A 16,984-nucleotide genomic window follows, 5' to 3' on the forward strand; every position below is an offset into this window, starting at 1 on the left:
GCGCTTCAAACCTGAAAACGCGCAGGCGTTTTTGTATGTAATAAAAGCTGAAATTCCCCTCCATTTTTTCCGAAGCTAGGATGAGGGCTCCAGAGGCGCTTGGACTGGAAATCACTTCTCCCTACGCTGCTTCAGTTTTATCTTGAAAGTAGGCTCAAAAAGTTATAAATCTTACAAAAACACCCCTCAACGCTTCTGCTTCGGGTCCAAAGCATCCCGCAGTCCATCCCCTAGCAAATTAATCGAGATGACAGTAGCAAAAATAGCAATTCCAGGAGGAACCCACAGCCACGGTCTTTTCTGAAAATCGATCAAGGTATTTGCCGCATCCATCATGTTGCCCCATGTCGGCGTTGGCGGGACGACTCCGAGGCCGAAGTACGATAATACGGATTCGCTCAGGATCGCACCACCGACATTCAAAGTGGCAACGACAATCAAGAGCGGTGTGAGATTGGGCAGCAAATGGAAGAATAGCTTGCGTCTGTCGCGCAGACCGAGGACTTCTGCTGCTTGCATGAATTCACTTTCACGCAGGGTGAGCATCTGGCTGCGGACCATTCGCGCCAAGCCGGGCCAGCCGATCAGACTCAGCATGACCATGACGATGTAAATGCGGTAGTCGGTCGGGATTTTCCACTCGGAGAGGACTGCACCCATAATAAACAAGAGCGGCAGACCAGGAATGGTCATGAGCACGTCTGCTACACGCATGATTACTTGATCGACCCACCCGCGGTAAAAGCCAGCCAGCGCACCAAGAAGGGCGCCAATGGAAACCGAGAGCACCATAGAGGCGATGCCGACTGTCAATGAGATTCGGCCAGCCTGCATCAGCCGCGTCAAAATGTCTCTGCCCAAACTGTCCGTCCCAAGCCAATGGGCGAAGCTCGGCGGCTTGTTGATCATGGCCGTATTGATCTTGCCGGAGGCGTACGGAGAAAAAAACGGACCGATGAAACACACCACTGCCATGACGAGTAAAAACACAAGTCCAACCATGGCCAGACGCTTCTTTTTCAATCGCAAAAACGCCTCGTGCCACAAGGACGAACGCAACGCTACCTGCTCCGGTCTCGTCACCTCCGCTACTTCACTTACCGTTGATGCCATCGTTTTCCCTCCTATTTCAACCGAACCCGCGGGTCAGCCACTCTGTACAGCAAATCAGCAGATAAGTTTCCGATGACGGTGAGAATCGCCAGGAACATCGTAAAGCCCATCAAAAGCGGGTAGTCCCGTACAGAAAACGCCTGCATGTACAACTGTCCGACACCGGGCCAGTTAAATATTTTTTCCGTGATGATCGCCCCACCGAACAATGCTGGCAGCTCAAAGCCTAACAGTGTAATGGCGGGCAGCAGCGCATTGCGCAGCGCGTGCTTGTGCAGGACCACTTTTTCTTTCAGCCCTTTTGCCCGAGCCGTACGCACGAAGTCTTGTTGGATGACCTCCAGCATATTCGTGCGGAAATAGCGAGTCAGCGTCCCCACGCTCAGCAAAGTCAAAACAGCCACAGGCAAAAACATATGCTGAACCACGTCCCACGCATAGGCGAGCCCTGTTTCCTTGCTGCCGATCATCATCATGCCCCCTGCGGGAAACAGCTTGGCGTCGACGGCAAACAACTTGATAAACAGCAGTCCAACGAAAAAGACAGGCAGCGACATCGCAGCAAAAACACCGATCGTCACGAGCGCATCGAACCAGGAATGCTGCCTTGCAGCTGACAGAACTCCGATTGAGATCGCGATTACCCACGTAAAAAAAGTGGAGGTAATCGCCAGCAAAAACGAATTCCAGATGTAATCGTTCAACAGCGACATCACCGGCTGCTGGTATTGCAGAGAGTAACCAAAATCGCCTTGTAGGGCGTTTTTCATCCAAATGAAATACCGTTCGACGACAGGCTTATCCAGCCCGTACATCGCTTTCAGCTCCAGCTTTCGTTCGGCTGTCAGCTTGGGACTCGTATCGACGAAATCACCTGGCGTTAGGGCATACAGGAAAAAAATCAAAATGGATGCGCCGAAGAGAGTCAAAGCCATGTAAAAGACCCTTTTCAGGAAGTAGGACGTCATCGTTGGCCTCCTTTCATGCTTGGGGAAAAAAGAAAGCCCAGCCCCAGGGCCGGGCACAACATTCGTAAATCAGTTACTCGAACCTGTTACTCAATTCTGATACCAGGCAGGCTGGTCGAAATACCGGTGAACGGATTCGGTTCCAAGCCCTTGATCTTGCCGTTGTGCGCAGACAAAATTTTGCGGTAGCCGAGGAAGATGTATGGTGGGTCATCGCTCAACTCTTTGTACAGGTCTTTGTAGATTGCTTTGCGCTTCTCGATGTCCAGCGTAGATAGACCTGCTTCCAGCAATTCGTCTACTTTGGCATTGGAGTAGCCGTTCGTTCCGGTAAATCCGCTCTTGCCCTTTTTCGTGGAGAAGGCGTCTACACCGTCATCTGGATCGATCAGCATCGTGGTCGAGAACGAAGCGAGGTCGTGATCGCCTTTTTCCGTCCGTGCCAAAACGGCGTTGTAGTCCATCATTTCTGCTTCAAACTGGATGCCCAGCTCTTTGTAGTTTTCTTTGGCAATCGGGATCAGAACTTCTCCCAGCTTTCCTTTTGTCGTGTAGTAATGCACGATCAGCTTTTGTCCGTCTTTTTCGCGGATACCGTCCGCGCCCGGCTTCCAGCCCGCTTCATCCAGGAGCTGTTTCGCCTTTTCCGGATTGTAGGCGTACGGATTGACATCCTCCGTATAGGCCCACGAAACAGGGCTAATCGGTACGTTGGCGACTTGTGCGTAGCCTTGATAGGTCAGGTCCAGAATCTTTTGGCGATCCAGTCCGTAGATGAAGGCTTGGCGGACGCGCTTGTCTTTAAAAAATGGCTTGGAATGATTGAACTTGATGTACGAATAGGCACTGGAGGTGTACAGATTGATATTCACGTATCCCAGCTCTTGCAACTGCTCAATATTATCCGAGTTGACGGTAAAGGAGTTGTAATCCATTTCCCCTGTCTGGATAAACTGCAGAGCGTCGCCCTCTGTCGTCTTGTAGATAAAATGCTCGACTTGCGGCTTGCCCGCGTAATAGTGCTCGTTTGCGAGATAGCGGACTTCTTGACCAGGAATGTACGCCTCAAATTTGTAAGGTCCAGCTCCCAATGGCTTGCCGTGCAAGGTGCGGAGATACTCCAGATTGCCTGGTTTGTACTCCTTGCCGTAGTACGCCTTGGAGAGCACCTGCCCGCCTAACAGGACGAGAGACTTGGCGTTCACTTTCTCCGTCGTAATCTGGATCGTCTGGGGATCAATCACCTTGATTCCTGTGATCGTGTTCGCTTTGCCTTCCTTGTATTCACGTCCACCCTTGATACTTGCTACAAAAATGTCCGTTTCGCCGTCGTACGTTTTGTCGTGCAGAATCGTCAGTGTAAAGGCTACATCCTCTGCCGTCAGCGGTGAACCATCACTGAATTTCAGATTCGGTCTCAGGTGGAACGTATACGTCAGCTGGTCGGGGGATACGTCCCATTTTTCCGCGAGCTTGGGGATTGGCTTTCCGGTCGCATCGACATCCACCAGTGATTCGAAGATCGCTGAGGAGACGTTGCCATCGTAGCCGTTGTGGTAAAAAAACGGGTTAAACACGCCGCCTGGCTCCGTCAGGCCAGCAATGAAGGTATCGGTCCTTTTGGCGGCTGCTTCCGGCAGCTTGGATAAATCCGTAGCCAAATTGATGCCGTCTTTTATGTCTTGCACCTTGCTGGCAGCAGGTGCTGATGCTTCTGTCGACGGAGTCGCCGTTTGTGTCGAGGTAGCCGGCGCACTGCCCTCGGAACTGCAACCTGTGACCAGTAGCGTCCCTAGCAGCAAAGTTGAAATGATTTGCGAAAGCCTTTTTTTCATGGTGATCCTCCTTCATATCCACTCACTCAGTGAAACCAGCTCCTCCGGTGGTCCGGTCGGATACAAAAATGATACCTTATAATTCTTACCTGTTTACTATGAATTAGATTATAGGTATCTACACCTGATCAAGTCAACATTTTTTTCCAAACAAAAAAAGCCCCGATTATTCGAGGCTCAAGTTAGTTGCATGTCGGTTATACGGAATGCCTAGTTTTTCACACGCCTGCATCACGAATAGAGCATGTCGCTCACGCATGGTTTTCTCTATCCTTTTTTCCAATCCCCAATCAGATAGATTCGAAGCTGGCCGTAGTGCGGCACACAAATCCCAATACGGAAGCTGGGTGTAATCGAGTGTCTTGCTGGCAGATTGATAGTGAAGGGTAAAATCATTCATAGCCTCCACGCCAAATGCCCACAAAATCTCCAGTCTGGCATTGCCGAGATCAGACAAGGGGTCGCCGATCGCAGCGTCTTCCCAATCGATGACAGCAGCCAGCTTTTCTTCCTTCCACATCGTATTTCCCGGCCAGAAATCGCCATGCAAAAGCGATGCTGCATTCGCTTGGGGCAGCGGCCAAACGGACTCCAGCACTTCGCGAATGAGTCCCTCATCCAATGATTTGTCCAGAATCGCCGGTCTTTTTTGGAGCTTTTCTGTTAGCGCTTCTTCTTGTTTCGGCAAATAAGTGCCTGCCAGCCTAGAAGCTTCTATCGAATGGATGCGAGCCAGTACCTCAGCTACTTGCTGTAAATAGCTGAACAAGTCGGCTGGATTGGTGACTGTCTGGCCTTCTATGAATTCGATGACCAGGCACGGTGTGGGAAAAATCTCGCTAGATGCTTCGAGATGATAAGGCGTTGGAGTCGGCAAGCCAGCGGACTTTAGAATTTGCAAAAGTTTGAATTCATCCGATGCGATCTGCGGGTTGCGCTTGCGGTCAGCCTGACCGTGCTCGCGGACGACTACTTTTTTCTTTTTGCCGTCAGGGGTCTCCATTTCAAGCGCGGTGACCTGTGCAGAAATCCCCCCTTTTAGCTCCCATGCACGAAGGAGCTTGGCTGAAGGGTTCATGTTATGTACCAGGCGTGTCCATTTCTCATCCATTGCTTTACCCCCTTTATGCTCCACTGTCTGATTGTTTGTACAGCCCTACTTTCATCATTTCCATATACGATTCTAATTCCGCAAAAAAGGATTGGATATGTGCAAAGCCTTTGTCGCTGGCTTCGTAGTTTTCGCGGACATACTTTTGCGTCAATGCCTCTACAGCCGACAGCAAAAAATGTAGCGCCTTCTGTGGATCGAACTGCACTTTGATCATTGATGTATCGACTTGATCCAAAAACAAGGGAAGATATCGCGCATTGAACTGGGCCTCTCTGTCCTCGATCTCAGCCCGGCATTCCTCGGGATAATCGAAAAAGGCCGCAACTGCCATTTGATAAATAGCTGGTTCCTCGGCAAAGAGCGCCATTTTCGCTTGATGGACGTGAAGAAATCGCGCAAAAAAGTCCTGCGGCGCTGCTTCCATTCGTGCTTGTATAGAGGCAAAAAAACGTTCAATACAAGCATCGACACTCGCTAGGAACAGTCCCTTTTTACTCCCGAAAAAGTGGAACAGCATCCCCTTTGATACGCCTGCGTTCTGCACGATTTGATTGGTGGAGCCTCGTTCATAGCCTTTCACGGAAAATTCAACAAGGGCCGCATCCAACAGCTTTCGCTTGTTCGGCTCCAAATTTTCGTCCTGCCAAATTCCTTGTATGTCCGTCACCTTCTCTCCGTTCTTCTTTTTCCTATCATAACGCTTATTGACCAGGTGGTCAAAGCGGAGTTATACTTTCCTCGAAGACTTCATCATCCCTATTCCACCACAAGGAAGTGATGCCTGATGACACGGATTTTGCCCGTATTCTCCCGTATTATCCTTGGAGTGATTTTGCTTGGAGCAGGTGTGAATGGGTACATGGTCTTGTTTGGATACGAGCCTATCTTTCCAACCAGTCCTGCTGCCATGAAGCTTTTGCAAGGGTACCTGCTCGTTTTGGTCAAAACCGTCGAAATCATCTGTGGATTCCTGTTCCTGACCAACCGCTTCGTCCCACTGGCTCTAACCGCCACCGCTCCGCTTGCTGTCAACATCTTGACGTTTCACCTGTTTGTCGATCCCGACATGCTCGCAATGGGGCTGATTGTAGCGATTTTGGAAGGGTATTTGCTGTGGAGCTATCGTCATAGTTTTCGTCAGTTGATGACGATGTAGAAAAAAGATATATTCCATCAGTTGTGGTCGGGAGAAGCCCTGCCACATGTTTTCCAGTCGCCTGTATCCTCTCTTCGTTCGGGCTGTCTCCTTCCAAACATGTGACAGGACTTTCGTACAACTGTGGATTCATGCGTGTTTTTAAAACGTTTTGCAAGTTAACACCGGGAAGCTTCTGAAAGAAAATTCGGTTGAAAATAAAACATCTTCGAACCACTTTCAATGATTTAACGAATAGCTACGCCAGAAGAAGCGCATTTCCAGTCCAAGCGCCTCTGGAGCCCATCTTAGCTTCGGAAAAAATGGCGGGGGTTTTCAGCTTCACCTATGAACTACCTCCTCGAAACTTCTACGTTTGAAGCGCTCCCGCCATTTTTTCCGAAGCGGACAGTGTATACCCCTTGCTGGGCGTAGGCCGAAGCGTAGACTGGAAATTCGCTTCTTCCCCCACTACAGCAACGTTTATAAACATAAAAAGTGCCGGTACCAAGAGGTGTACCGGCTTTTCAATATCATCTTTTCGGCAAATGAATCTGCCATGATATTCCGTAACGATCTTGAACCCATCCGAACTTTTCACTGAACGGATATTGTCCAAGCGGCATGAGTACTTGTCCATCCGAGGAAAGCTGTCCAAAAACCCGGTCAATCTCTTCCTCCGAATCGCAGTCCACAAACAACGAAATCGCCGGAGTAAAGGCATGATAGTCACCGTTCGTATTGTCGATACACATGAAGGTTTGGTCTTTTAAGGTAAAGGTAGCTTGCAGAACTTGCCCATTCTCGTGATGCATGATCTGCTTGATTTCGGAGCGATCAAAAATAGAAGTGTAAAACTTCATCGCTTCTTCCGCCTGTCCGTGGAACATGAAAAACGTAGTGATGGCTTGCACTGATAATCACTCCTTTTCGTGATGATATACGTCTCCATTCTGCCCATTCCTCCCATATGCATAACTCTGCTTCACACTAGAAAGTCATTGCCGTTATAACATCCTTAACTGAATACTATCTCCCTTTCTCATTTATCGTGATTGATAACAATAGTATCACCAGGACTTATATCATAAACCGTTAAATCTTTAACATCAGAAAGCAAAGCAGAGAGTTCGCTTGGCCGACCGGTTAAAAAATCAAATACGCCAAAATGTGTCGGGATGACATTTTTTATATTTAGCAATCGGACTGCCTTAGCAGCCTCTCGGGGGGACATCGTATAAGCATCACCGATCGGCAATAGTACCAGGTCTGGAACGTATAATTCAGCAATTAGAGCCATGTCACCAAATACGTTTGTATCCCCAGCGTGATAGACAGTGTATCCATTTTCGAATTTGATCACGTACCCCATAGGCTCCCCACCATAGAGAATCTGATCACCATCAACGAAAGCCGAGGAATGGTCTGCATGTACAGCAGTAACCGCAATATCTTCAAATTGTCGAGTTCCACCTTTATTTATCGCAACAATATTTTGAACACCTTTTTTCTGGAGAATAAAAGCAAGTTCCCAACCTGCCAACACGCTGGCACCTGTTTTTTGCGCAAGCCAAACGGCATCTTCAGCATGATCTCGATGTGCATGTGTTAAAAAAATGTAATCTACTTTTTCTATGTTTTTAATCGTTTCGGGACAGGAGGGATTGTTTTTAATCCATGGATCAATAAGTATTTTTTTATTTCCTGATGTTTCTATATAAAATCCGCCAAAACCAATCCAAGTAAAAGAAATAACTCGGTTTAACATGTTTATACTCCCCCTTTTATAAATTTCTAGCTGTAAAAACTTCCTTTGCTGCATTCAGTCCATTTAAAGCGGCGGGGAAACCAGCATAAACGGCCATTTGCATCATTATTTCCATGATCTCTTCTTTTGTGCATCCAACATTTAAGGCACCGTTAATATGTACTTTCAGTTGAGGAATTGCGTACCCAAGAGCGGTTAAGGCTGCAACGGTAGCAATCTCACGAGATTTCAATTCCAATCCTGGTCGGCTATAGATGTCTCCAAATGGGAATTCAACTAAAAAACGTTCAAAATCAGGGGCGATTCCTTTCAAAAACTCGCGAGTACGAACACCAGATTCTCCGACAACCTGATTCATTACTTGTGAACCGACTTCATACCTTATTTCTGCCATCTTTAAAATCCTCCGCTTCTTTGTTATCTGTCCCCTCAATGTAACTCCCATAAAATGAAATTTTTTGAGTTACAGCATTTATAAATAATTCAATATTCCGTTGTTGCTCGAGCAACTTATTCCGATGATCCATAAGAATCGAAAGTCGATTCCTAACTGGTTCTTTGGGCATCTCCCCGGCTTCCAAACGTTCAAGTATGCAGCCATCTTTTGTGAACTCCGAAATATCTTCAAGTGACATCCCTGTTTTTTTGAGAGTTGCCATGAAAATAAGAAAGTTTACATCAGAATCACTGAATTCGCGTATTCCATTTTTGGATCTCTTTATTTTAGGAAATAATCCACTTCTTTCATAAAATCGAATGGTATGTGCAGAAAGTCCGGTTCTTTCCGCAACTTCTTTAATATTCATTTCGAGGAGCTCCTTCTGTTGTCGACTTGGTCCAATCTTACACCTTTGAGTTGACTCTAAGTCAAGTTGCCTGTTTGCTTAATCCATTCAGTCTAAAACGTTATTTTTGGAGTCTAATTAGTGCTTTGGAATTTTTGTAAGAGAATTAGAAAAAGACAGGCAAATGCCTGTCTTAGTTAATGTTTGGTTTCACACGCAGAGAAACGATGCCACGACTCGCTATTGAGGCTTAGACTCGGTTACCTCCCCTTTTTCGGATATACTCGCCCCATAGGAAATGCGGTTGAGCTTGTCGATGATCCGCTGTTTGTTTTTCTCGTCCATGGGAGCAGGCTGACCATTCGTGAGCTTCACCGGGATCACGCGGCTCTTGCTCCCGTCTTTTGTAAACGTCAGTTGGACCATCATGGCTTCGCGACCTTTCGGATTGCGCGAGGTGGTAAACACAAAATTCCCTACGCTGTAATAAATCGGCGCCTTTTTATAAAACTCAACGCCCATAATCGAATGGCTGTGCGACCCGACTATTGCATCCACACCGCTGTCGATCAGCTTTTTCGCCATCTCACGCGCATATGGTTCTGGGTAATCCTTATATTCCCGATTCCAGTGCATGACCGCAATCGTTATGTCTGACTCCGCCACTGCCTTTTTTACATGGGACAGCATCGGCTCATACGAGTAGGCATGTGCGAGACCTGGCTTGTTTTTTCGCGCATACCAACGCTCATTTGGAAGGACTCGGCTGATCCCGATGACTGCCACGCGTTTTCCCTTGATTGTTTGGATATAGGGAGCGTATGCTTCTTCCTCGTTCTTCCCTGCCCCTACGTAACCGATCTTTGCCTCTTTCAGATGCTCCATTGTGTCAGAGAGCGCGTCCATGCCATAATCCAGCGAATGATTATTTGCCAGGTTGACCACGTCGAAGCCCGCGTTCACGAGCCCCTTCAACGACTCTGGCTTCGCACGATAAGTATATTCCTTTTTCTCTGGACGTCCACGCGTACTGACTGGTGTCTCCAGATTGCCAATTGTCAGGTCTGCCTGCTTGAGAAAATCCGCTGTTTTTTGAAACGGATAATCTACGCCGTGACGACCGATCTGATTCCCCACGCTCTTATCCAAAATCACATCCCCGACAAACGCTACCTTAATGGAATCCTGGTCCTGCACATCCCCTGCGCCGTTCGCCAGGACGACGCCAGATTCTGTTCCCACCGCAACACAGAGCATCACTGCAGTTAGCACGATTACAGCGTGTTTCCATCGTCCAATCTTCATGCCTCTTTCGCCCACTTTTCTTTTTTGCTTCCATTCTAGTAGCCGCGGGATGTGAAGCCTGTTGAAGCATGTCTGGCTTCCGTGGAAAATTCTCGCCGAAAAGTGACGGGCACGCAAAAGATGACGGTTTGGGGCCTGCTCCTCGAGTCAACATATTCCTTCTTTTTCCAAATGTCGATTATTGCCGATAACAAGTATAATGGACACATAAGATTCTAATACATAGGACGGTACGAACATGCTCCATCATTCCATTATGCTGAAAACCAAAACAGCAATGCCCGCCGTTCGGTCGAATAGCGTTCATAGGAGCCGACTGCTGCAAAAAATGGACGCTGGTCTGCAATGCCGACTAACCACACTATACGCCCCAGCCGGTTACGGAAAAACGACCCTGCTCAGTCAATGGGCCCATCAGTACGGCGGTTCCACCGTATGGCTCTCACTCGATGAGATGGACAATGACCTGATTCGCTTTTGGAAATACCTCGTATTTACGCTAGCTGAATCTGACTTCGCTGAACTCTCCGAGCGAATGGAACCAGCCATGAAGGCAACCAGTCATACCTCGATCTTTACCTTCATCGATTCTCTGCTCAATGAACTCGCTGCTACGACACAGCCCCTTGCTATCATACTCGATGACTATCACGTGATCTCGGATGAGACGATTCACAACAGTCTTGCTTATTTTTTGGAATACGTCCCGATTCACGTCCATCTGTACATCGCCAGTCGCAACACGTTGCCTTTTCCTACAGCCAAATGGACCGTACGCCATGAAGTATGTCACATTGAGGCGGGACAATTCCTTTTCAGCCATCAAGAGACGGACAGCTTTTACCGGCAGGTTCACGATTTACCACTGACCGAAACACAAATAGAACAGCTGGTGAAAAGTACGGAGGGCTGGGTCGCCGGTTTGCAGCTCGCAGCCATTTCACTCGTGAATACGGAGAATCACGATCAATTTTTTGCCGGATTTACTGGGTCTCATCGGAATATTTCGGAGTATTTGTTTCATGAAGTGATCATGCGACTTCCAGAAGAGGAGCGCGGCTTCTTGCTCAAAACCTCTGTGCTGGCAAGAATGGACGCCCACATGTGCCACGCTCTGACCGGCCTGCCCCAATGCCAACAAATGCTGACCCGATTGCACCGCCAAAACATTTTTTTAATCCCGCTGGATGATTATGGCACGTGGTATCGGTACCATCACTTATTTGCCGATTTTTTGCGCAGTCAATTGGAGCAAACAGCTCCCGGAGAAGCACGTGAGTTGCACCGGCGAGCCAGTGAGAGCTACGCGGATCGTGGAATGCTGGACGAAGCAATCGATCATGCGATTGCCGCTGCCGATTACATGCTGGCTGTAAGCTACCTTGCCCAACATATTCCGGTATTGCTCCAACGAGGCGAATTTTCCAGCTTTCTTAGAACGCTGGACAGCATCCCTGATCACACGAACCATTTCTCACCACTTTTTCGCCTAATTTATGTGTTCCTCTTGGTTGCTTGCGGTTATACGGATCGGGCAGAGCTTGCCCTCACCCAATTGGAGAAAAGCGCTGCGAACCTGGAAGACTCGACGGAGCATCAACAGTTTTTGAGCGGGCTGTTTTTTGTGCGAGCGAATCTAGTGTTTGCAACCGGAGATTTTGAGAGCTGGATTGCCAGTTCATCGCAGTTAAGCATGCTGCCAGAGAGCCCGTTGTTTTACCATTTTAATTACAACACGACTGAGCCCTTTATTCGGCGTACGCGATTCGGCTTAAAAGGGATGCTGTCCGATCAGACAGAGGCTGTTGGCAAGCAGTTCTCCGACATACTCGAAGCACATGGCTGGAAGGATTCCTTGATCAATCTGTATGTCGTTCAAGCATTGGCGGAGGGGCTGTATGAGGAAAACAGGCTGGAAGAAAGCCTCGATCATCTTCAACGCGTTCGTTTGGTCGCACTGCAAAAGCAAATACCTGGCCTGCTCGTCCCCTATGCGCTGACATACTCCAAGCACAAGCTAGTGGAGGGGAATTTTGTTGCGGCTCGAAAAATCATTTCAGAGACACGGGAGACAGTTGCAAGCTGGGGTGCTTCGTATTGGATAAACCCATTACAAGCCTTTCTCGCACACATCGCGATTCAAGAAGGGGACATCGCTTTGGCGAAAATGGAATTGTCCAAGCTTCCCCCTTCCATTTTGAATCAGCCTAGCATTCAGAGAGAATTGGAGGTTTTGACCTATGTCCGTCTGCTGCTCGCCCAGCAGCAGGAACAGGAAGCCTTGCGTATTTTAGCGATCCTTAAGCCATCCAGTATTCGCGAGGAGCTATTGATCAGTCAGGTAGACATCGCCATTCTGCAAGCGCTCGCCCACCAGCAATGCGGCAACAAAAATGAAGCGCTGGCTTTCCTCCACGAGGCACTCTTGATTGGCGGAAACAACTGCTACGTCCGAAGCTTTCTGGACGAAGGTACCGCGATGTCTCACCTCCTGCACGATTACCAGCTTCGCTTGAAAAAACGATCCCAACAGCCAGGTCCGTCCGTATCGGCTGCGTATGTCAATCATCTGCTATCCCTTTTCCCTAAGAAAGTGGAGAAAAGAAAGGCTCCTTTGATCGAGCCGCTAACCGGAAAAGAAATCATCATCCTTTCCATGCTGGCCAAAGGAGCATCCAACAAGATGATTGCCGATGAGCTAGGGAATACGCTTGGGACGGTCAAGGTGTATTTGCATCGGATATATGGCAAGCTAGGTGTCACCAATCGCACGCAAGCTCTTCTGAAAGCCCAGGAAATTTCGCTGCTAGAAAATAACTCTGTTGATTAACGAAACTTTTCGATATGTTCTTGGAGAAAAGCGTCCAGCTTGCGAGGTTCTCTGCCGAGGACACGCCATACGTCATCTGTCGGCTTTTCCGGGATCGCTACTGACATAGCTTGAATTTCAACGACATGACTGGCGAGCCACTCCGGCATGTTTCCGTACTCCATCAGATCACGCCGGAGTGCTTCGCTATCCTTGTTGATGTACATAATCGGGCGGTCGAGCAGCTCGGACAGCTTGCTCGCCATTTGCGGGTAGCTAAAAACTTCAGAACCTGTCAGTGTGTAGACACGACCTGCCTTTTCGGGATGGGTCAATGCCTTTGCAGCAACATCGGCGATATCCCGGCAATCGATAAAATTGCAGGCAGTTTCGCCCAGCGTGCCGAAGAAAACATGTTGCGACTGGATCGTCGGTGCGAAACGGAGTAGATTCTGCATAAAGGCGTACGGTCGCAATACAGTACTTTTTATACCCGATTCTGATAAAACTCTCTCGATTTCCTGGTGCCATCCCGCTACGGCGACTGGCGCCTTTTCGTCGTAGGCTGGACTGGATATTTTCACAACGTGTTGGATTCCAGCCTCAGCTGCTATGCGAATGATCGCTGTTTCCAGCTCGACCTGATTGGGACTGTTCGAAAGGGAAAGGAAGAGCTGATTCGCACCTGCAAACGCCCGGCGCAACGATTCAGGATCAGAAGCTTCCGCTGCTGCGACTTCCACCGTATCTCCCATTCGCATCTGAAGTTTTTCTGGCGTTCTGCTCAATGCCCGAGTTGGGACACCGATCTCTATCAATCGTTTCAAAAGTGCACTCCCTATGGTTCCTGTCGCTCCCATGACTACGATCATATTCTATCTCCTCCGTCATTCATTCCATCTTATGATTGCTACTACGCCACCGCCATGTGATTAACGTACTTGCGATTATCGCTGATAGCGGGAAGTCGATCCAGACACGACCCAGCCAAGCCAACGCTTCACTGGGAGCAAAGATGACGAGTAACTCCGTTGTTAGCCATGCTGCCAGTAGACCGATCACTGCCATTGTCATCCCCATAACCGCTACCAGCGCGAAATGAGGCGTGCGGGTGACCCAGCTCTTATGTACACCACGGCTCTGTAACCATCGCCCAAGGAGCGCGGCAATGAATGCGGATGTTCCGCCAATCGTGGTCAATGCACCTATTTGCAACCTATTGTCAGCGGTAATCCATCCTCCAATACTCGCCATGATCGCAGGAGACAAATAAGCCATGATTACCTCTCTCCATAAAACAAACCCCGATTTTGCAGGATTACGCATGTTTTTCACCTCCTTTCCCCTGTTTCGAAAAATAATTAGGAACCTAACTATATAAGGATGAAAATGGGCTAGTTGCCTAGCCCGTTTTACTGCCTGCTGCTTGCTATTCTTCTGTCAGTGCCGAGATGCCTTGTGTCACGCGGCCAAGCAGGTCGAGAAACACACTGCGCTCCTCGGTATTGAGCAATTCGACCATCGCTTCCAACCTCGCAAAGTGCTCAGGCGCCATTTCACGCAGCTTGCTTGCACCGAGCTCCGTTAAAATGACTGATTTTTGCCTGCCATCTTTTGCGCTCGCTCGTCGTGAGACTAGGCCATCGCGCTCGAGGATGTCAATCAGACCGGTAACAGTAGCGCGTGTTACCCCCAAGTGCTCTGCCAATTGTGACGGCAGTACTTCCCCTCCGTTATCTTCAAGGTCTGCCAATAACCGATATCGTCCCGTTGATAAGCCGAATCTGGCAAAATGCATTTCGGCCGCATGCCCAAGCTTGGCTCCTGCCTCCATCAGCCTGGCGGCGACGAGTACAGCTTGTGCATCAACATCGAGACCATACCGATCAATCTGGCGCTGAGATTGAATTAGCGATGGGATCGCGTCTTCTTGTTTTCTTCCGTTTAAATGGTTTGTCATGGACATAGTATGGCACCTAACTATCTTCCTGTCAACACGTCTTCTCTATTTCGGTGCCATCCTGATTGCCCCATCCAGCCGGATCGTTTCTCCATTCAACATCGGATTGGTGACAATGCTGTTCACGAGCATCGCATATTCTTGCGGGTCACCCATGCGAGCGGGAAAAGGGACAGTTGCACCCAATGCAGCTTTTTCAGAGCGCGGGAGCTGATCGAACATTGGCGTGTCAAACAGACCCGGAGCAATCGCCATCACGCGTATGCCATACCAAGCCAGATCTCTTGCTAGCGGCAGGGTCATGCTTACAATTCCACCTTTGGAGGCGCTATAGGCAACCTGCCCCACCTGCCCTTCAAAAGCCGCCACCGATGCAGTATTGATGATGACACCCCGCTCCCCCTGTTGGTTCGGCTCGTTTCCTGCCATTTGTTCCACCGCCAACCGAATAACATTAAAAGTACCGATCAAATTGACTGAAATAACTTTGCTGAAAGATTCCAGTGGATGTGGCCCGCTTCGCGACAGCGTTTTTTGTGCCAAACTGATGCCCGCACAGTTGACCACAGTGTGAATCGTTCCGAATGTGCCAGCAGCCTGATCGATTGCCTCCCTAACACTCACTTCACTCATGACATCCGTATGCACGAACAAAGCATTTTCGCGCCCCAGCTCATTCACCAGTGCTTGCCCCTTCTCTACCGTCAAATCAAGAATGGCTACTTTTCCCCCGTGTTGAACTACATTCCTCACAGCGGCTTCTCCCAAACCGGAAGCACCACCCGTTACAATGGCAACCACTTCCCGCATATCCAAGCCATTCTCTCCCTTCCTCTGCACTTGCATCCGCATTCAGAAAAAAGCTCTGCAAGTTGGATACCAACCGAGTTCCCCCTTATCGTACGTGGTTTTTGCGAGTGACAATCAAGTCTGCACGTTCTCAAATCCAGACAGGTATGAGACATCTGTGTCCGGGGAAAGGACAGTTGGGCTTATCCATCTCCAACATTTTAGGGATTGCTATTTCCAATCCATCCCATTATATTTTACTTACCGGTAAGTAAATAAAAGTGGAGAGGAAAGAACCCGGATGAAAGTGTCTTCTACCAGAGTCATTGGTCTTGATTTTGCGAGGGCGTGGGCCATGCTGGGGATGATGATCGTCAACTACGTCGTCATCTTGAACGCAGAGCATAACGGACCCGACTGGCTTATCGCTTTATCCAGTTTGTTTCAAGGCAGAGCATCTACTGTATTCGTTGTTTTAGCGGGAATTGGCATTGCGTTTATGACAAAAAAAGCGAGGACCTCAGGAGACCCGGCCCTCTTGCAGGCTAACCGCCACGTCCTTTGGAAGCGCTCCTTGTTTTTATTTGTAACCGGGATGTTGCTTTATCTCGGTGGTTGGAGCGGCGACATCCTGCATTACTACGGTGTCTATATGCTTATCGCCTCCTTCCTCCTCGTCGTATCGGGGAAAACACTTCTTGTCGCCTGTAGCGGCATCCTGCTCACAGCTCAAACGCTACAATTGTCGCTTAACTATTTGCAAGGGTGGGACCCGCGGCAACCATTTATCCAGTACCTTGATTTTTGGACAGTCGAGGGATTCCTGCGCAACCTGCTGTACAATGGCTATCACCCGGTTTTTCCATGGATGTGCTTTTTCCTTCTCGGCCTGTGGCTTGGTCGACGAAACCTGCTTGATCGATCTGTACGCAAAAAAATGTTGGGCTGGGCAACTGCCCTGTTCGTCAGCTTGGAAGTTTTATCGTATGGGTTGATCAAGCTCTTTATTCCGGTTGTCGGAAGCGAGAGCGCCCTATTTTTATGGGGAACAAAACCAGTTCCACCAAACCTGTTTTATGTGCTGTCCAGCTCAAGCACCGCTGTTATCATCATCCTGTTGTGCGTCAGCTTTGCGGAAAAATTCGCAAACAGCTGGTTTACACAGACATGCGTAAAAACAGGTCAGCTAACACTGACACACTACGTCAGTCATATCATTGTCGGACTCAGTTTCCTTGCCTTGATTGGCAGACTCGAAAATCAATCGCTCGCTTTTGCGATGCTCTACGCCGTAGGATTCTTCCTCTTTTCCATTGTGCTCTCGCTTTTATGGAGACGTTGGTTCGAGCGGGGACCGTTGGAGTGCTTCATGAGAAAAATAAGTGGGTAACCATTCTGTGGGT

Annotated in this window: 17 protein-coding genes; 3 read left to right on the top strand and 14 right to left on the bottom strand. The window is 48.7% G+C overall.

The window, feature by feature from the left end; genetic code table 11:
- Positions 1 to 186: 186 nt before the first annotated feature.
- The 5 genes from opp4C to M3630_RS21815 form a co-directional block, all read right to left on the bottom strand.
- Positions 187 to 1,113, bottom strand: a complete 927-nt coding sequence (opp4C, locus tag M3630_RS21795; protein ID WP_232774617.1) for an oligopeptide ABC transporter permease — start codon at positions 1,111 to 1,113, stop codon at positions 187 to 189.
- Between the two features lie 11 nt (positions 1,114 to 1,124).
- Complete coding sequence (locus M3630_RS21800; RefSeq protein WP_251253490.1) at positions 1,125 to 2,081, bottom strand: ABC transporter permease; 957 nt, start codon at positions 2,079 to 2,081, stop codon at positions 1,125 to 1,127.
- An 86-nt stretch (positions 2,082 to 2,167) separates the two neighbouring features.
- Positions 2,168 to 3,916 carry an ABC transporter substrate-binding protein gene (locus M3630_RS21805; protein WP_251253491.1) on the bottom strand — a complete coding sequence of 583 codons (1,749 nt, stop codon included), beginning with the start codon at positions 3,914 to 3,916 and terminating at the stop codon, positions 2,168 to 2,170.
- 166 nt (positions 3,917 to 4,082) lie between these two features.
- Complete coding sequence (locus M3630_RS21810; RefSeq protein WP_251253492.1) at positions 4,083 to 5,027, bottom strand: phosphotransferase family protein; 945 nt, start codon at positions 5,025 to 5,027, stop codon at positions 4,083 to 4,085.
- Positions 5,028 to 5,040: 13 nt separating this feature from the next.
- The gene (locus tag M3630_RS21815; RefSeq protein WP_251253493.1) at positions 5,041 to 5,697 is read right to left on the bottom strand and encodes a TetR/AcrR family transcriptional regulator; all 657 of its coding nucleotides are present in this window, start codon (positions 5,695 to 5,697) and stop codon (positions 5,041 to 5,043) included.
- A gap of 117 nt (positions 5,698 to 5,814) precedes the next feature.
- On the opposite strand from M3630_RS21815, the gene M3630_RS21820 reads away from it, so the two are divergent.
- The gene (locus tag M3630_RS21820) at positions 5,815 to 6,186 is read left to right on the top strand and encodes a hypothetical protein (RefSeq protein ID WP_251253494.1); all 372 of its coding nucleotides are present in this window, start codon (positions 5,815 to 5,817) and stop codon (positions 6,184 to 6,186) included.
- Between the two features lie 512 nt (positions 6,187 to 6,698).
- On the opposite strand, the gene M3630_RS21825 is transcribed toward M3630_RS21820, so the two are convergent.
- From M3630_RS21825 to M3630_RS21845, 5 genes are all read right to left on the bottom strand, one after another.
- Positions 6,699 to 7,079, bottom strand: coding sequence for a VOC family protein (locus tag M3630_RS21825; RefSeq protein WP_353057256.1), 381 nt, complete (start codon positions 7,077 to 7,079; stop codon positions 6,699 to 6,701).
- 128 nt (positions 7,080 to 7,207) lie between these two features.
- Positions 7,208 to 7,933, bottom strand: a complete 726-nt coding sequence (locus tag M3630_RS21830; RefSeq protein ID WP_251253495.1) for a metal-dependent hydrolase — start codon at positions 7,931 to 7,933, stop codon at positions 7,208 to 7,210.
- A gap of 16 nt (positions 7,934 to 7,949) precedes the next feature.
- Positions 7,950 to 8,327: a carboxymuconolactone decarboxylase family protein gene (locus tag M3630_RS21835; RefSeq protein WP_251253496.1), complete on the bottom strand. Its 378-nt coding sequence runs from the start codon at positions 8,325 to 8,327 to the stop codon at positions 7,950 to 7,952.
- Entirely contained in the window at positions 8,308 to 8,739 is a 432-nt protein-coding gene (locus tag M3630_RS21840) for a MerR family transcriptional regulator (RefSeq protein ID WP_251253497.1), read from the bottom strand. Before M3630_RS21840 ends, M3630_RS21835 begins: the two co-directional genes overlap by 20 nt.
- A gap of 219 nt (positions 8,740 to 8,958) precedes the next feature.
- A complete protein-coding gene (locus tag M3630_RS21845) occupies positions 8,959 to 10,023 on the bottom strand; it encodes a CapA family protein (RefSeq protein ID WP_251253498.1) in 1,065 nt (354 codons plus the stop codon).
- A 238-nt stretch (positions 10,024 to 10,261) separates the two neighbouring features.
- On the opposite strand from M3630_RS21845, the gene M3630_RS21850 reads away from it, so the two are divergent.
- A complete protein-coding gene (locus M3630_RS21850; RefSeq protein ID WP_251253499.1) occupies positions 10,262 to 12,853 on the top strand; it encodes a winged helix-turn-helix domain-containing protein in 2,592 nt (863 codons plus the stop codon).
- On the opposite strand, the gene M3630_RS21855 is transcribed toward M3630_RS21850, so the two are convergent.
- The 4 genes from M3630_RS21855 to M3630_RS21870 form a co-directional block, all read right to left on the bottom strand.
- Positions 12,850 to 13,704, bottom strand: a complete 855-nt coding sequence (locus tag M3630_RS21855; protein WP_251253500.1) for an SDR family oxidoreductase — start codon at positions 13,702 to 13,704, stop codon at positions 12,850 to 12,852. The two genes, M3630_RS21850 and M3630_RS21855, sit on opposite strands and share 4 nt — an antisense overlap.
- A gap of 19 nt (positions 13,705 to 13,723) precedes the next feature.
- Positions 13,724 to 14,158, bottom strand: a complete 435-nt coding sequence (locus tag M3630_RS21860; RefSeq protein ID WP_251253501.1) for a hypothetical protein — start codon at positions 14,156 to 14,158, stop codon at positions 13,724 to 13,726.
- A gap of 103 nt (positions 14,159 to 14,261) precedes the next feature.
- The gene (locus tag M3630_RS21865; protein WP_251253502.1) at positions 14,262 to 14,792 is read right to left on the bottom strand and encodes a MarR family winged helix-turn-helix transcriptional regulator; all 531 of its coding nucleotides are present in this window, start codon (positions 14,790 to 14,792) and stop codon (positions 14,262 to 14,264) included.
- A 45-nt stretch (positions 14,793 to 14,837) separates the two neighbouring features.
- Positions 14,838 to 15,608, bottom strand: a complete 771-nt coding sequence (locus M3630_RS21870; protein ID WP_251253503.1) for a 3-hydroxyacyl-CoA dehydrogenase — start codon at positions 15,606 to 15,608, stop codon at positions 14,838 to 14,840.
- Between the two features lie 274 nt (positions 15,609 to 15,882).
- Between M3630_RS21870 and M3630_RS21875 the strand changes: the two genes are divergently transcribed.
- Positions 15,883 to 16,971, top strand: a complete 1,089-nt coding sequence (locus M3630_RS21875; protein WP_251253504.1) for a DUF418 domain-containing protein — start codon at positions 15,883 to 15,885, stop codon at positions 16,969 to 16,971.
- The last annotated feature ends 13 nt before the right edge of the window (positions 16,972 to 16,984 follow it).

Source organism: Brevibacillus sp. MER 51, from assembly GCF_023714195.1.
In the GTDB taxonomy this organism is placed as follows: Bacteria; Bacillota; Bacilli; order Brevibacillales; family Brevibacillaceae; genus Brevibacillus.

Excerpts from the sequence above, each read along its gene's own strand:
- M3630_RS21865 (WP_251253502.1), bottom strand. The coding sequence starts at position 14,792 with ATGACAAACCATTTAAACGGAAGAAAACAAGAAGACGCGATCCCATCG.
- M3630_RS21860 (WP_251253501.1), bottom strand. The coding sequence starts at position 14,158 with ATGCGTAATCCTGCAAAATCGGGGTTTGTTTTATGGAGAGAGGTAATC.
- M3630_RS21830 (WP_251253495.1), bottom strand. The coding sequence starts at position 7,933 with ATGTTAAACCGAGTTATTTCTTTTACTTGGATTGGTTTTGGCGGATTT.
- M3630_RS21805 (WP_251253491.1), bottom strand. The coding sequence starts at position 3,916 with ATGAAAAAAAGGCTTTCGCAAATCATTTCAACTTTGCTGCTAGGGACG.
- M3630_RS21845 (WP_251253498.1), bottom strand. The coding sequence starts at position 10,023 with ATGAAGATTGGACGATGGAAACACGCTGTAATCGTGCTAACTGCAGTG.
- M3630_RS21850 (WP_251253499.1), top strand. The coding sequence starts at position 10,262 with ATGCTCCATCATTCCATTATGCTGAAAACCAAAACAGCAATGCCCGCC.
- opp4C (WP_232774617.1), bottom strand. The coding sequence starts at position 1,113 with ATGGCATCAACGGTAAGTGAAGTAGCGGAGGTGACGAGACCGGAGCAG.
- M3630_RS21875 (WP_251253504.1), top strand. The coding sequence starts at position 15,883 with ATGAAAGTGTCTTCTACCAGAGTCATTGGTCTTGATTTTGCGAGGGCG.
- M3630_RS21810 (WP_251253492.1), bottom strand. The coding sequence starts at position 5,027 with ATGGATGAGAAATGGACACGCCTGGTACATAACATGAACCCTTCAGCC.
- M3630_RS21800 (WP_251253490.1), bottom strand. The coding sequence starts at position 2,081 with ATGACGTCCTACTTCCTGAAAAGGGTCTTTTACATGGCTTTGACTCTC.
- M3630_RS21835 (WP_251253496.1), bottom strand. The coding sequence starts at position 8,327 with ATGGCAGAAATAAGGTATGAAGTCGGTTCACAAGTAATGAATCAGGTT.
- M3630_RS21840 (WP_251253497.1), bottom strand. The coding sequence starts at position 8,739 with ATGAATATTAAAGAAGTTGCGGAAAGAACCGGACTTTCTGCACATACC.
- M3630_RS21855 (WP_251253500.1), bottom strand. The coding sequence starts at position 13,704 with ATGATCGTAGTCATGGGAGCGACAGGAACCATAGGGAGTGCACTTTTG.
- M3630_RS21820 (WP_251253494.1), top strand. The coding sequence starts at position 5,815 with ATGACACGGATTTTGCCCGTATTCTCCCGTATTATCCTTGGAGTGATT.